General features: G+C 46.4%; 10 protein-coding genes and 6 tRNA genes. 13 read left to right on the top strand and 3 right to left on the bottom strand.

The genetic code is table 11. The annotated features are described in order from the left end of the window. The 6 genes from pgsA (at position 1) to J8N69_RS02750 (ending at position 2,188) form a co-directional block, all read left to right on the top strand. Positions 1–561, top strand: coding sequence for a CDP-diacylglycerol--glycerol-3-phosphate 3-phosphatidyltransferase (gene pgsA, locus J8N69_RS02775; RefSeq protein ID WP_168822888.1), 561 nt, complete (start codon positions 1–3; stop codon positions 559–561). A gap of 96 nt (positions 562–657) precedes the next feature. Beyond that, a tRNA-Gly gene (locus J8N69_RS02770) sits at positions 658–732 on the top strand. 23 nt (positions 733–755) lie between these two features. Next, positions 756–829, top strand: a tRNA-Cys gene (locus J8N69_RS02765). An 11-nt stretch (positions 830–840) separates the two neighbouring features. Next, positions 841–926: transfer RNA gene (locus tag J8N69_RS02760), tRNA-Leu, on the top strand. A 465-nt stretch (positions 927–1,391) separates the two neighbouring features. Then, positions 1,392–1,601 carry a hypothetical protein gene (locus tag J8N69_RS02755; protein WP_168822889.1) on the top strand — a complete coding sequence of 70 codons (210 nt, stop codon included), beginning with the start codon at positions 1,392–1,394 and terminating at the stop codon, positions 1,599–1,601. A gap of 5 nt (positions 1,602–1,606) precedes the next feature. Continuing rightward, a complete protein-coding gene (locus tag J8N69_RS02750) occupies positions 1,607–2,188 on the top strand; it encodes a nucleotidyl transferase AbiEii/AbiGii toxin family protein (RefSeq protein ID WP_211084856.1) in 582 nt (193 codons plus the stop codon). Between the two features lie 359 nt (positions 2,189–2,547). Here the strand turns inward: J8N69_RS02750 and J8N69_RS02745 are convergent, their stop codons facing one another. Then, positions 2,548–2,745, bottom strand: a complete 198-nt coding sequence (locus tag J8N69_RS02745; protein WP_168822890.1) for a CPXCG motif-containing cysteine-rich protein — start codon at positions 2,743–2,745, stop codon at positions 2,548–2,550. A gap of 247 nt (positions 2,746–2,992) precedes the next feature. Between J8N69_RS02745 and J8N69_RS02740 the strand changes: the two genes are divergently transcribed. Together J8N69_RS02740 and J8N69_RS02735 are read left to right on the top strand one after the other, a co-directional pair. Then, positions 2,993–3,430: a DUF4156 domain-containing protein gene (locus tag J8N69_RS02740; protein ID WP_168822891.1), complete on the top strand. Its 438-nt coding sequence runs from the start codon at positions 2,993–2,995 to the stop codon at positions 3,428–3,430. A gap of 126 nt (positions 3,431–3,556) precedes the next feature. After that, positions 3,557–3,988: an acyl-CoA thioesterase gene (locus J8N69_RS02735; protein WP_168822892.1), complete on the top strand. Its 432-nt coding sequence runs from the start codon at positions 3,557–3,559 to the stop codon at positions 3,986–3,988. A gap of 51 nt (positions 3,989–4,039) precedes the next feature. On the opposite strand, the gene J8N69_RS02730 is transcribed toward J8N69_RS02735, so the two are convergent. Next, positions 4,040–4,124, bottom strand: a tRNA-Leu gene (locus tag J8N69_RS02730). Between the two features lie 131 nt (positions 4,125–4,255). After that, a complete protein-coding gene (locus J8N69_RS02725) occupies positions 4,256–5,482 on the bottom strand; it encodes an EAL and HDOD domain-containing protein (RefSeq protein WP_168822893.1) in 1,227 nt (408 codons plus the stop codon). A 188-nt stretch (positions 5,483–5,670) separates the two neighbouring features. Between J8N69_RS02725 and J8N69_RS02720 the strand changes: the two genes are divergently transcribed. The 5 genes from J8N69_RS02720 to recD all read left to right on the top strand — a co-directional run bounded on the left by J8N69_RS02720 (position 5,671) and on the right by recD (position 15,071). Further along, positions 5,671–5,746 (top strand) — tRNA-Ala (locus tag J8N69_RS02720). A gap of 93 nt (positions 5,747–5,839) precedes the next feature. Then, positions 5,840–5,915: transfer RNA gene (locus J8N69_RS02715), tRNA-Ala, on the top strand. A gap of 102 nt (positions 5,916–6,017) precedes the next feature. Continuing rightward, positions 6,018–9,413: an exodeoxyribonuclease V subunit gamma gene (gene recC / locus J8N69_RS02710; protein ID WP_168822894.1), complete on the top strand. Its 3,396-nt coding sequence runs from the start codon at positions 6,018–6,020 to the stop codon at positions 9,411–9,413. After that, complete coding sequence (gene recB / locus J8N69_RS02705) at positions 9,410–13,153, top strand: exodeoxyribonuclease V subunit beta (RefSeq protein ID WP_168822895.1); 3,744 nt, start codon at positions 9,410–9,412, stop codon at positions 13,151–13,153. Before recC ends, recB begins: the two co-directional genes overlap by 4 nt. Continuing rightward, positions 13,140–15,071 carry an exodeoxyribonuclease V subunit alpha gene (gene recD / locus J8N69_RS02700; RefSeq protein WP_168822896.1) on the top strand — a complete coding sequence of 644 codons (1,932 nt, stop codon included), beginning with the start codon at positions 13,140–13,142 and terminating at the stop codon, positions 15,069–15,071. Before recB ends, recD begins: the two co-directional genes overlap by 14 nt. Positions 15,072–15,134 lie beyond the last annotated feature (63 nt).

The following is a 15,134-nucleotide window of genomic DNA, read 5'->3' as shown; positions in this document are numbered from 1 at the left end:
ATGAACATACCGAATATATTAACGTCCGTGCGGATCTTTATGATTCCGATCCTGGTAGCGGTTTATTATTTGCCGTGGGAAGGGCGCTATTACACTTGCGCGATTATCTTTGCGCTTGCGGCTATCACTGATTGGTTAGATGGTTTCTTGGCCAGAAAACTGGATCAGTCTACCGCGTTTGGGGCGTTTTTCGACCCAGTGGCGGATAAGCTTATGGTATCAATTGCCTTGGTGTTGCTCGTGGCCAGCTACTCGAATCCATTATTAACCTTAGCCAGTGCGGTGATTGTTGGTCGAGAGATCGTTATTTCAGCGCTGCGCGAATGGATGGCCGAAATGGGCAAGCGCGCTAGCGTCGCCGTGTCTTACATCGGCAAGCTGAAAACCACCATGCAAATGCTGGCGATTTTTATTTTATTAGGCAGTCGACCTGGCACGTTAGAAGCTCATGTTGGAGAAGCGGTGTTGATCGCTGCGGCTCTTTTAACGCTTTGGTCCATGTATGTTTACTTGAAAGCAGCCTGGCCTGAGCTAATGTCTAAAGAGTCGCACAAAAACTAAACAGATTTTAAAAAAGTGCCTAAGTTAGTTATTTATTTGGATTTTTTCCTTGACGTGAAAGCTCAAATACATAGAATAGGCACCGTCTTTTGAGACGCGGGAATAGCTCAGTGGTAGAGCACAACCTTGCCAAGGTTGGGGTCGCGAGTTCGAGCCTCGTTTCCCGCTCCAATCAAAAGATGTATCTGATAGAAGGCCGGATGGCAGAGTGGTCATGCAGCGGACTGCAACTCCGTGAACGCCGGTTCGATTCCGACTCCGGCCTCCAAAATCAGATATGCCCGGGTGGTGAAATTGGTAGACACACAAGACTTAAAATCTTGCGCTGAATAAGCGTACCGGTTCGATTCCGGTCCCGGGCACCATTTATGGTGCCTTTTTTTATGCCTGAAATTTGTCAAAGCGCCAAATCCTCTTCTGAAATACTTTTCTAGCTAACACTCTTTTTTGATCTCGTTTCTTAGAAAGGACTTTAGCAAGTGCCTAATAAACTGTCTTCACTTTGACAACCTAAGACGGGAACTGCTAACGCTATTTGTCACACAAAGTAGATGTGCTAAACTCGGCGAAAACATCAGGCCATACTGATCTTAGAATTTTACAGTGGTGTACTTTGCGCCAGATATGAGGGATATCTCATTGATGTTGGGCTAAATAGGCAATGATGTAACTAATTTTTTGTTTACTGCGTGTACAATTAATATTTTTTTATGTAGAATTTTTGAGATCAGCGCCAACTGTGGTTTTGTCGAAATTCAGCGCTCTACGACCTTTTTTGTGTTAGCTTAGTACCATATGATAACCGTTTAAGTGAGTGATGGGAGGCAACTATGCCAAATATCAACAGAACTGAATACCATGAGCTAAATCTTCTTTTGTGGGATATGCACAAGAAATTTGTCGATCCCCAAACTGCTTTCGAACTGTATGAGAAACGTTGGGCTTACGTAGATCAGAATAAATTATCTGATAAAGAGCAGAGCCTTATTCGAAAGCTGACGAAAAAATTTGGTCATGGTTATTTTATGCCAGCAATGTAATCAAAATGACTAAATACACCTTAGCTCATCATAAAACAATAGCATCAGCGTTAAGTAACTTTAACGCTGATTTTTTTTGTCAAAATAATATAATTTTTGGCGGAGGGACTCGTATAGCTCTTGAATTGGACGAGTTCAGAGAATCTATTGATATTGATTTTCTTTGTCCGAACAAAGAGTCTTATAGGGCTGTAAGAAGTAATGTTACTAATTCAAGTCTTGGTGATCTAGTAAAAACAGAATTTGAATATGTGAGAGAAATTCGTGCAGATCGCGATGGCGTGAGGACTATAATAAAACACCAAGATACAGCGATAAAACTTGAATTTGTGAGCTTTGATGATTACGAGCTCTCTTATGAATATAAAAAGGATGTATGTAATGTTCCCTTCCTTGATAGACTGTCCTGTTTTTACACGAAGTTGTTAGCGAACAGTGATAGAAAGCTACAGCCACCTTTTAAAGATATTTTCGATATACTTGCAATGTATAAATGCTGGGGATCAATACCCAGTAAGTCTATCGATTTATCTGAAAAACATTATGGAAAACAAGTTGTTTTATCGAGCTTGATAAATGCATTATGAAGACATAAAGAAAAATAAGCCGAAGTACTATCAGGCATGTAAAAATGTAAAAATGAAAGGGAGCTGGCCAGAGGATCTTATAGAAGTAGAGGTGGATAAGCTTTTAGGTGAAATACGATCAGTATAAGCATTAAAGCGCAAAAAAATATTGGTAACTCATTACTGATTAGCTCTATTTATAACCGCCCTTTGGCGGTTTTTTGTCTGTAAGTCAACTCAATGCGTCATTTTCTGGGCTAACGCCCATAACATTACGTCGCTGTAGACCCAACGCCAGTTGGTGCGGTTTTCTGATCCACCGACGTTTCTTGCTTGTGGGAAGGTGCGTTTGCACACTACGTCGCCCATGAGTTTTTAAATCAATAGGTCTCATTTTCCGAGTGAACCGAAACCTCGGTCGAACCGTCGAAGGCGGTGTCGATGTTGAAGGTGATGGGGCGGCAGCAGACTTGGCAGTCTTCTATGTATTCTTGGCTTTCATCCAAGATTTCTATCACGACTTCGATGCTTTCGCCGCAGTAAGGGCAGGAGATGTCTTTTTCGATCAATTCGTTCATAAGTGTCTCTTCTGTTATTTTATCTTGTCTTTTTTTTGCGTCTCTCTTTATGTCTTTCGTTGCGTCTTTTTTGTTATGGCCGCTATCGTTAGAGCATAGACAATAAATGCGCTCTTGGCTTGTGGGTTGGGTTTTTTGTCATTTTTGTTCTTTGTTTTTTATTTGAAAACCCACACTTTTGTCGATCTGTTTTCGGGTTTTTTGTGCAACACTGTTATGATTTGAGCTTCAAAGGTGGGGTGGTGTCATGATGAATGCTATTAAATACTTATCCGTTTTGGTGTTGCCAGTGTTGTTGTTTGGCTGTTCTTCTGGCTCTCATGTGGTGACGGGGCAGCAGCTGCCAGAGCTTGAGGTCGAGCAGGTGACGGTATTTGAAGAAGCGCCGACGTTTGACTATCAGGTGGTTGGTACTGTGTTTGCGTCAAGTGACAACGGCTTTACGGAAGATTCTCGAAAAGAGAGAGCGACTTTAGAGTTGAAAGAGCAAGCGGCGAAGATTGGTGCCAATGGGGTGATTTTAGATGAAGTGACGCAGTTGTCTTTTAGGCGCTTAGGAAGTGGTGTGGGTATTAGTGCTGGCAGTGGCGGCGGTATAGGAACGTCTATTGGTTCAAGTTTTTCATTCCCAACGACTGAGGTGAAGGGGACGGCTATTTTTTATGGGTCGAACCCTGTGAAATAGAGGTGATTTTACCTTCTTGATGAACTGTTAGCTGACAAGCTATAAGTGATTTTGATGGCTTGTGATATTATTTTTGGATTCCGTATTTTTTAAATAAATGCTCAAAAAAACCGATGAGAGAGTGCTATGTCAGGGTTAGAAGAAAAGGCAAAAGGTCGTCTTACGACCAGGACAGTTGCTATGCCAGGGGATACGAATCCTTCAGGCGATATTTTTGGTGGTTGGGTGGTGTCGCAAATGGATATTGCGGCGGGAATATGCGCAGGACAGCGTGCGCAGTCTCGTGTGGTAACCGTGGCTTTGGATGGCATGAGTTTTATTCGCCCGGTAAAAGTGGGTGATATTTTGGGTGTTTATACTCGTGTGGAGTCGGTTGGTCGCACGTCTATGAATATTTTGGTGGAAGCTTGGGTTCGTCGTGGTCGTATTGGGCAGCGCGAAAAGGTCACGGAAGGGATGTTTAAGTTTGTGGCGATAGATGAGAGCGGTGCGTCAACCCCCATTCCGAAAGAAGAAGATTTACCCGATTATGTATTGCATGGCTTTGATGATCATTGATTAAGTGAAAGCAAAAAAAAGCGCTTACCGAAGTAAGCGCTTTTTTAATGTTGGTACCAGTAGGCGGACTCGAACCGCCACACCCGAAGGCAACGGATTTTGAATCCGTCGTGTCTACCAATTCCACCATACTGGCCTTGAAAAAGGTGAAACGTATTTTATGGTTTTTTGTATAGGTGTCAATCGTTTAACCTAAAATAAATGAATTTAATTTAATTTGAGATCCTTGCACAAAGTATTGGCGAGCGCCGTCGTCGTGCAGAGGTCTCAATTTATTGAAAACATCACTTCTTCAGACCACAGCATGGCGTCTAAAAATGCTCTGTTTAAGGTGGTTCTGTCGTCTGGGCTCATGGATTGGATGCGGTCCCAGTTCTGTTCTTCGCAACTTAATGTTTGTGTTAAATAGTGACCTAGTTCGCCAGATTGCGTCATGATGGCGGCATGTGCACTTTTGTCTAGGGCGATTTGTGCTAGTGCGATCGATTTTTCAACATTGAATACGGCATCGATACCAGACATTAAACCGACCATGAAGGCGGAATCGGCAAGCGTCGATTTTTTACTTTCGGCTAGTAATTGGCAGCAACGCCCGCGAGTCAGTAGCACTTTGAATAGGGTTTGTGGCTGACTCGTCGATGAGGTGAGAGTGATAAGTAGTGCCCATTTTTTTAATTGCAGCAGACCTAAGAAAATCACCGCTTCTTTAATGGATACGACGGTTTTGGGTATGCCGCACACGGGGCTATTAAGAATGCGCAGTAATTGATAAGACAGCTTAGGGTTTTGAGCGACCAATGTGGTCACGGTATCAATGTCGATATCCTTGTCTTGAAGTGCATTGAGCAGTTTGAGGGCGCCATGTGTGGCTGAATCGATGCGTTTTCCCTTGATTATTTCTGGGTGTTGTAAAAAGTAGCCTTGGAATAAATCAAAACCCAATTGTTTACAAAGTTCAAACATGGCGGCGTCTTCGACTTTTTCGGCGAGTAGAATTAGGCCGCGACTTTTAAGTTCGTTAATTTGCTCCCTGTATTGTTCTGGTGGTGTCGCTAAAACATCTATTTTTACAATTGATACCCAAGGCAATAAGGCTTGGTAATCGGCATCAAATTGATAATCGTCTAGGGCAAATCGATAGCCTGCTGTACGCCATTTTTTTATGGCCTCAAAGAACTCGGCAGAGAGTTTTTGCTTTTCAAGTATCTCGATATAGACGGTGTCTGGGCTGATAGGAAAAAAAGCGTCTGACAGCATGAGCTCAGTGGTCATGTTGATAAAAAAAGGTTTACGTAACTGGGATTCCATCTTTGTAATGCCAATGCACAGGTTGACTAATACTTGGCTGGTTGCGAGTTCGCCATCGCGGACATTGGCTTTGTGGGCGTCTTTTTCTCGGAATAAAAGCTCATAGCCGAAAATTTCTTTGGTTCTTTTGAGTATGGGTTGTTGAGCCATCATTAGATCATCTAAAACCGCAGGAAATTCGATCATATGTCTCTCTTATTATTTAATGGTGCTCTTCTGAGGTCTCAAGATACTACGTTTTATCATGAATATATGCACTACTGATCACAATCAATAAAGCGTTAGATTGAGCGTGAAAGCAAAAAAAATGCTATTTGTCTGCTTTTATAGGTTGACAGCGCTGGTAAGCCCTCCTAAAATCCTCGCCTGTTTTTGGGGCCTTAGCTCAGCTGGGAGAGCGGTTCGCTGGCAGCGAACAGGTCAGCGGTTCGATCCCGCTAGGCTCCACCAATTCTTTTTTAAATGTAAAGAATGGGTTACATAAAAAGCAATTTGAAAACACTATTCTCAGGACATTCAGTCCACTGACGCTACGCGTTTTGTGGGGCCTTAGCTCAGCTGGGAGAGCGGTTCGCTGGCAGCGAACAGGTCAGCGGTTCGATCCCGCTAGGCTCCACCATTAAATCACTCAACTCCTGTTTTATTTAAAGCACTAAGACCTTCTTTTTTTTCTCTTCCAAGGTTAGGCTTGTTGTCATTTTAATTTGCCTAGGATTTGTGCATGTTTCAACTTTATACAGGTAACCGTCTAGAGGATTTGGCCGTGTTGCTTGCGAAGATTTTGGCCGTTTCGCCACCAAGCAATCCGTTTGATGATGAACATGTTTTGGTGCAAAACCCCGGTATGGCGCAATGGTTAAAGATGTTTTTGGCGGAGTCGCATTCTATCGCGGCGGGATTGGCTTTTCCGCTGCCTTCTACCTTTGTTTGGCAAACCTTTGCGCAAACCCTAGACGACATTCCCGCGCAAAGTGAATTTAACAAGCCTTTCTTGGTGTGGCGTTTGATGCGTTTGCTGGACTCTCGCCTTGGTGAGCCAGAATTTCAGGCGCTGAGTTGGTATCTTGAAGAAGACGATACACAAATTAGGCGCTTTCAGTTATGCAGTAGCATTGCCGATATTTACGATCAATATTTGGTTTACCGACCTGATTGGATCAAATCTTGGGAAGGTGGCGAAGCACAAGATCCTCAGCTGAAAGCCATCTTTGAGCAGCAACCTTGGCAAGCGATTTTATGGCGTGATTTGGTGGCTGATGTCAGCCAGCAAGGCACCTCGCTTTATCATCGTGGTAACCTGATTGAAGCCTTGCACGATGCCACGCAATCGTCTGCTCGACCCGCTGGTGTTCCTGCCCGAATCTTTATTTTTGGCGTGTCTTCCTTGCCGCCGAATACCTTGGAATCTTTACGAGTGTTAGCGGCTTCTGGCTGGATTGACATACACCTATTTTTACAAAACCCTTGCCGTTTTTATTGGGGCGATGTGGTCGACAAACATTACTTGGGGCGAGAAATAAAACGTCAAACCCTCAAGCCGGGATTAAGCACAGAAACCCTGCATCTGGATGCCAATCCGTTGTTAGCAAGCTGGGGGCGTTTAGGTCGAGACTATATTGCACAACTGCAAGAAATGGCCGACAACGAGCTGGAAGTGTTTGAAGACTATCTGAGCGAGCAATCAAGTCGCACCGAGCAATCAAGCGGCTTGTTGCAATGGTTACAGCAAGATGTGTTGACCCTAGAAAACCACGGCAGCAAAGAAGAAAGAGACGCCAGCATTACCAGCGCCAGCTATCGACATCCTATTGCCATTGATGATCAAAGCATTCGTGTACATCGTTGCCACAGCCCACTGCGTGAAGTGGAAGTGTTGCACGACCAGCTTTTGCATCTATTCGAAAGCGATCCCAGCTTGACGCCAAAAGACATTATCGTCATGTTGCCCGACGTCAACACCTACAGCCCGTTTGTGAAGGCGGTTTTTGGTGGGCAGAAAAAAAGTGGCCAAGCGCACAGTAGAAAACAGATTCCATTTGCCTTGATTGACCAATCTGGCGGCATGGAAAACCCCATTGTCGATGCCTATTTGTATTTGCTTGGCTTGGGGGAAAGTCGTTTTACTTTGTCAGAATTAATCAGCGTATTAGAAGTGCCTGCGGTATTGGCGCGTTTTGAATTAACCGCCGATGAATTAGAACGTATTCGCCAGTGGTCAACGGAAGTGGGCATTCGTTGGGGATTGGATGGCAAAACCGCCCAGCAACATGATTTACCCATACAAGAATCCCATACTTGGTTGAATGGCGTGCGGCGCATGTTATTGGGCTACGCCATGGGACATGATCATATTTGGCAGGACACGCTAAGTTATGGCGATGTCGAAGGGTTAGAAGCGTCTGTGGCGGGTAAGTTGGCCGAATTTTTGGTAGCGATTAACGACGCCCAAGCCAAATTGATGGTATCTCTTGCGCCCAAAGAGTGGATTTCGACCTTGTATTATTTGGCGCAGCGTTTCTTTTTGCTCGACGAAGACGATGCGTTTCAAGTGCTGCTCAGTAAGCAGCTCGACGCCTTGACCTTGCAATGGCAACAAGCGCATTTTGATGCGCCATTGGATCAGCAAGTGATACGCCAGTTGCTATCGCCTTTGTTGCAAGAATCCCAAGGCGGTCAGCGTTTCTTAGCGGGGCGGGTGAATTTTTGTACCTTGATGCCCATGCGCTCGGTGCCGTTTAAAGTCATCTGTGTATTGGGTTTAAACGAAGGGGATTATCCGCGCAGTGTCGCGCCGATGGGTTTTGACCTGATGGTTGGGCAATATCGCAGCGGTGATCGAAGCCGACGGGAAGACGATAAGTACTTGTTCCTTGAAGCGCTAATGTCGGCACGAGATTGCTTTTATCTCAGTTACGTGGGGCGAAGCATTCAAGACAACAGCGAGAAGAATCCTTCGATTTTAGTGAGCGAGTTATTGGAATACATAGGCCAGAGTTGTGTGTTTGCAGGGGATCAAGCATTAGCGCCCGACGATGCCCAACAAGCCTTGTTAGAAAAGCTGATTCTCGAACATCCTTTGCAGCCTTTTAATACGGCCTATTACTTTCAGCCCACAGGTTTTGATAAGCGTCTATACAGTTACGATGAGCAATGGCTGCCTGCCTTGTTGAGTACGCCTGTTGATGATGTGTTGCCGATATTCACGCCGTTGGACGGTTTGGAGCAGCCAAGGTTAGAGCTTGCGCTCGACGAGTTATCGCGTTTTATCAGTCATCCGACGCGTTACTTCACACAACGCCGATTAAAAGCCTATTTGAGTCTGCAAGAAGAGGAAGAAAAAGAAGACGAGCCATTCGCGTTGGATGGTCTGGCGGGTTATCAATTACGTGAAGGCTTGTTGCAAGCCATGCTAAAAGGCGATGAAAATTTGTTCGTCGAGCGCTTAGGATTAATGGGCGCTTTGCCCTATGGCGCACTAGGGCGTTTGTCTTTGCAGCAGAGCCAAGGCAAATGTCGTCAGTTGCTATCTGTGTTGCAAGGTTATGCATTGGAAGAGTGTGAGCCAATTGAAGTGAATCTCGCCCTTGGCAGTATTGTTTTACAAGCCTGGCTCGATTTGCCGACGGCGACGACGCGTTTGTCTTATCGCATTGGCGATGTCTCTGCCCATCAAAAAATGCAGGCGTGGATTGAGCATTTAGCCTTGTGCGCGCAAGGCACGCCCAAGCAGCATCATCTGATTAATTTGAGCAAAACGGGCAAGTTGCTGCAGCAGAGTTTTATCCTTTTGCAACCGAACGATGCCAAGGCGTACTTGAGCAATATGCTAGCCTTGTTGCAGCAAGGCTTGTGTCAGCCGATTGCCTTGCCAGCCAAAAGTGCTGACGCTTGGTGCAAAAGCTATTGTTCAAGCAAAACGTCAGAAGACGAAGACATAGCGTGGGAGCAAGCATTGAAACGTTATCAAGACAACAGCAGTGCCTTTACGCGCAGCGAGGTGGATGACGCCTATTGGCAGCGCTATTTCCCCGATTTACAGCACCAAAAAGCGCAATTCGTTGCCCTATGTGAGCAAATTTGGTTGCCCATGCACCGTCATTTGGAGGAAATGGAATGAGTCTTTCTTCCGAGTCTGTTGTGATGAATACGAACGCGCTGAAGATGATTCCCGAGCCGCTAAACGCCTTAACCTTTCCGTTATTTGGCAAGCGCTTAATTGAAGCCAGCGCAGGCACTGGGAAAACCTACACCATTGCGAACTTGTATTTACGCTTGCTGGTGCCAACGGGGCCGCATTTATCTGTAAATAACGGCGATTTAGATAAACCGCTGACGGTGGATCAAATCTTGGTGGTGACCTTTACCGAAGCCGCCACTGCCGAGTTAAAAGCCCGAATTCGTGGACGCATACGGGCGGCGCGAAAAGCCCTGTTGCAAGGGGAAAGCCGTGATGTGTTTCTGGCGGATTGGCTAGCGCAAATGTCAGGCGAGCAGCGTGCAGGCGCGATTGAAAAATTGCTCTATGCCGAAAAGCAAATGGACGAAGCGGCGGTGTTTACTATTCATGGTTTTTGTCAGCGCATGCTGAGCCAGAACGCCTTTGAAAGTCGCATGTTGTTCCAACAAACCATTGAAACGGACGAACTCGCGCCCTTATCCATGGCGGTGAAAGATGTGTGGCGCAGTGTGTTTTATCCGATGGACGACACCAAGGCCGCCTTGATTCAGCCGATTTGGTCGAATCCAGATGCCTTGCTGAAAGATTTGTATTTACTGAATAATCAACCCGACGCCAAAATCGCCGTGCCAGATTACGATTGGGAAAATGCTTTAAGTCAGGCGCAAGAAACCATGGTAGCGGTGCGTGCCATGTGGCTGGCTCAGTCACAAGACATTATCGACGCCCTTGAGTGCAGCGGTATTAAACGTACTTTTTGGCGCAAAGATCCATCGAAAGACATTGAGGCCATGACGCAGTGGGCGAACTCGACGCGTTTTGAGCTAGACAAAAGCCTAGAAAAATTTGATACCAATGAACATGCCAGCCGGTTGAGCAAAGGCGGTGATCTGCCCGCTCACGAATTCTTTGCCTTGGTGCAAGCCTTGCGTGAAAGCTTCCCTGACGCGGGGCGCTTAAAAGCGGTCTTGTTGACTCAGCTTTGGCAACAAACACAAGAGCGTATGAAGCGCTGGAAGCGCAGTACACAATCGCTGACCTTCACCGATTTGTTAACCTCGCTTGATGTGGCGCTGACGCAAGACGAAGCGGGTAAATTAGCGGAACGGATTCGCCATCTTTATCCCATTGCGTTGATCGACGAATTCCAAGACACGGATGCGGTGCAGTATCGAATTTTCTCCACCATTTATGCGCCAGCAAAAGAACATCAAAATGCCTTAGGCTTGATCATGATCGGTGATCCAAAGCAGGCAATTTATGCCTTTCGTGGTGCGGATATTTACACCTATTTGGCCGCCAAAAAACGCGTCGACAGTGTGCATTCCTTGGCGACCAATTACCGTTCTTCGGCGGCGATGATTCAATCGGTCAATGGGCTGTTTACTACCCAAGCCGAACCCTTTCGCGTCACCGGTATTCCCTTTGCGGAAGTGCAAGACCGTGGCGTGGCGAGTGGCTTTTCTCGACAAGGCCAAACCCAAGCAGCCTTGCAATTTTTATATCAGCGCAGTGATGAGCCAGTTTCCGCCAAAGAGTATCGTCAGACCATGGCGGAATCCTGTGCGGCGCATCTTCATGCGTTGTTGTTAGAAGGACAGGGGCTGGAAGGGCAGCAAGGAATAGCACTCATTGATGGGCAAGGCGTGCGGCCAAAAGATGTTGCCTTGTTGGTGACCAATTTTAGTCAAGCCAATGCTTTGAAAGATGCCCTGCGTCAGCGTGGTATTGCCAGTGTGTATTTGAGCGATAAGGGCTCGGTGTTTGAAACGGTCGAGGCACGAGAGTTATTGATCGTACTGACGGCGATTTTATTCAACGGACAAGAAAGCAAACTGCGTTCGGCGTTGGCAACCAGCTTGGTTGATTGGTCATTGGAAGCCTTGGATACGCTTAATCACGACGATGTGGTGTATGAAAAATGGGTGCAGGCGTTCCGCGATTATTTAGAACTCTGGGACAAGCAGGGCTTGTTGCCCATGTTGCGTGAATTTATGCAAGACGTGGCCTTGGCCGCGAATATGTTAAGTCATACTGGTGGCGAACGACGTTTAACCGATTTTCTACATTTGACCGAAAAGTTACAGCAAAAGTCCCTTGAATTGGATTCCAAAGAAGGTGTTTTACGTTACCTACGTTTGGCGATTCAAAATCCGAATGGCAACAGTGACGAGCAAAAGATTCGTCTTGAAACCGACGCAGAGCTGGTTCGAATCGTGACGATTCACAAAAGTAAGGGCTTAGAATACCCCATAGTGTATTTGCCCTTTGCTTTTACGCCCTATCGAGATCAAGACAAATCGGCTTTATATCACGACGCTCAGCAGCAATTGTGGATTGCCATCGATCCAGACGAAGCGCAAACCGAACAGCATAAAGAAGAATTGTATGCGGCAGAAATTCGTTTGGCCTATGTGGCGTTAACCCGTTCCAAAGAAGCGTGTTTTATTGGCACCATGGAAGTCGGGAAAAAGTCTAATAAGACGCGCGGTGCTGTGTTGGATGTGCATCTTAGTGGTGTGGGGGCCTTGATTGGTGAAGGTGAGCCGATTGAGGCTGGGGATTTGTATGCCAGTATTGAACGGCTTTGTGAGCGTTACCAAAACGCTCAAATGTGCTTGTTGGAGTTGCCCGATGAACCGCCGCGCTTACCGAGATTTAAAATGACGGCGTTTAACCAAGGTCAGGAGGAATTGATCGAGCCCAGTGCGCGTGATTTTACCGGACGTGTTGAACGTGATTGGTGGGTGGGCAGTTATTCCTCCTTGGTAGTGGAAGACAAAGAGCATCACGACGAAAGTGTGCCGGGCTTGGATGAAATGACGCGTTTTGTTGATCCGCTACTAGACGATGTGGAAGTGCCAGCGTCGCTATTGGAAGTACAACAAAAAGAGCCAGAAAAGAATCGTTTTACGTTTCCAAAAGGCGCTAAGCCAGGGACGTTTTTGCATGACACCTTGGAAGGCAAAGCGCTGCAGTCGGTGTCCGCCAATCCGAGTTTTAAAGACTTGTTGAAAAACAGCTATCATCAGTTAATGGCCGATTTTTATCAGCGTCAGGGTTTCGATGAATGGCAAGAGGTATTGAGTGAGTGGCTGCCCGATATTGTCAACACCGAGTTAATGGCGGGAATGAGTCTGGGGGGGTTGGCGCCATCGGCTTGTCGCAAAGAGATGGAGTTTTTTATTCCGGTGACGGGCATGAACGCCTTGCGGTTGGATCGAATTTCTCGTGAATACGATGAAGTATCACGAGTGGCCCCTATGATTCAGGATCGCCCGTTAAAAGGCATGTTAAAAGGTTTTATTGATTTGTTGTTTGAATATCAAGGTCGTTATTACGTGTTGGATTATAAGTCCAATTATTTGGGGGATGACTTTGCCGATTACCAGCCAGACAAGTTGGTGCATGCCATCGCCGAACACAGATACGATTTACAATATCAGCTCTACACCTTGGCCTTGCATCGGTTGTTAAAGCAGCGTTTGCCGAATTATGACTATGGAAAGCATGTGGGCGGTGTGGTGTATTTGTTCCTCCGCGGTATGCAGCCAACGCAACAAACCGGTATTTTTCAAAGCCGTTTAACCCTTGAGCATGTCACGGCGCTAGACAAGCTGTTTAGTGGTGAAAGCGATAAGCCAAAAAATCACGAGGCGGTGCAATATGGACTTTTCTAATCAGTTAGGTTTGCTTGGCTCTCTTGATGAAAAGCTTAATGAAAAAACGCTTGAGGAAAATTCATCTGCTACGACGCCATTCAGTTTGTCTGCTTGGCAAGCCAAAGACGTATTGCGAGCGATTGACTGTCAATGGATTGAGCAACTGGCGCAACATGCTAAGGAAGACAATCCAGCCCTTTATATGGCGGGTGCCTTGTGCAGTGCGTATCTTGGGGCCGGACATATTTGCATTGATTTAACGATCCTCTGGCAAAGACCGGCGGAAGGCATTGCTGCAGAGGAACTGCAAACCAAGCTTAAACACAGTGGGGTGAACAGTGTGTCTGCTTGGTGCGACGTCTTGCGTTCAAGCTCTCTGGTTTCGTCGGCAGAAAGTGTTGTTGAACGCCCCATGGTGTTGGCTGGCACGCGTTTGTATTTGTACCGTTATTATCACTATGAGCAGCAAGTGCTGAATTATCTCAAAGGGCAATTTGATGTTGCGCCTTTTGCGGTCGATGCGGGTTTATTGGCGACGCTGTTTCCTAAGAAAGCCGACGCGGTGGATTGGCAAAAAGTCGCCGTGGCCAATGCCGCTAGCTTGCCTTTTTCGGTGATCAGCGGTGGCCCTGGAACCGGTAAAACCACCACAGTAACTAAATTGTTGGCCTTGTTGGTGGCACAGTCAATGGCGGAAGGTAAAGTGCTGCGCATTGAACTGGCAGCGCCAACAGGCAAGGCGGCGGCACGTTTGACGGAATCCATTTCAAAAGCCAAAGCGGATTTGCCATTAAGTGACGAGGTGAAACTCGCCATTCCAGAGCAAGCCAGCACCTTGCATCGCTTATTAGGCAGTGATTTTGGCCGCAGTCGTTTTAAACACAACAAAAACAATCCCTTACATTTAGATGTGTTGCTGGTGGATGAAGTCTCCATGGTGGACTTGCCGATGATGGCAAAATTGATTGATGCCATGCCACCTCACGCAAGGTTGATTTTGTTAGGCGATAAGGATCAGTTGGCCTCGGTAGAAGCGGGCAGTGTGCTGGGGGATTTATCCTACGGAATTGAAAATGTGTATTTTCAACCGGAATGGGCAGCGCACCTAGGTCGTCTTACGGGAGAAAATCTAGTGCCGTTTGGTAATTCGTCGGCACCAGCCATCAGTCGAGCGCTTACCTTGTTGCGCACCAGTTATCGCTTTGATGCCAATAGCGGCATCGGGCATTTGGCAAAAGCCATGAACGCAGGCGATGATCAGGGCGTATTGCGTTGTCTGCAATCTGATTACGCGGATGTGGCATGGCGAGTGCCAGAAGAAGGCCAAACCAAAGCTGATATTGCGACCTTGGCAAAAGGCTATGATGATTATTGGGACGCGGTACGACAGAAACTTGATATTGCCGAGTTGTATGCGGTGTTTTCTCGTTACCAGATTTTGACCGCGGTTCGTCAAGGTGAGTTTGGTGTCGAGAAGGTCAATGCTCAGTTGGAGCACTATTTTTATCAGCGTGGACGCGTCAAAGACCCCCATGTTTGGTATCCAGGAAAAGCCGTGATGCTGACCCGAAACGATGCAGCTTTAGGCTTGTTTAACGGTGATATTGGTCTTTGTATGCCTGATGAATTTCAGCGTCTTCGGGTGTGGTTTATGCAGCCTGATGGTTCTTTTACTGGCTTGCTGCCGAGTCGATTAAGTGAGTTTGAGGTGGTCTTTGCGATGACGGTACATAAATCCCAAGGCTCGGAGTTTGATCGAGTTGCCTTGTTGCTGCCTATGACGCCTTCGCCTGTGTTGACCAAAGAGTTGCTTTACACCGGCATTACTCGGGCGAAAAAATCGTTCACTTTGTGGGGATCGAGTCGGTTGATTCGCAGTGCGGCCAGTACTCGCATACAGCGCTATTCTGGCCTTATTAGCGAGCTTTGGTATTGATATTTAAACATTCGACGCCACTATTTTGAAATGACTTAAAAAGGCTTGTAAAACATCAGATTA

Origin of the sequence: Marinomonas profundi, assembly GCF_020694005.1 — a bacterium.
Classification (GTDB): Bacteria; Pseudomonadota; Gammaproteobacteria; order Pseudomonadales; family Marinomonadaceae; genus Marinomonas; species Marinomonas profundi.
Note: the sequence above shows the minus strand (reverse complement) of the source record. Positions and strands in the feature narration are given on the sequence as shown.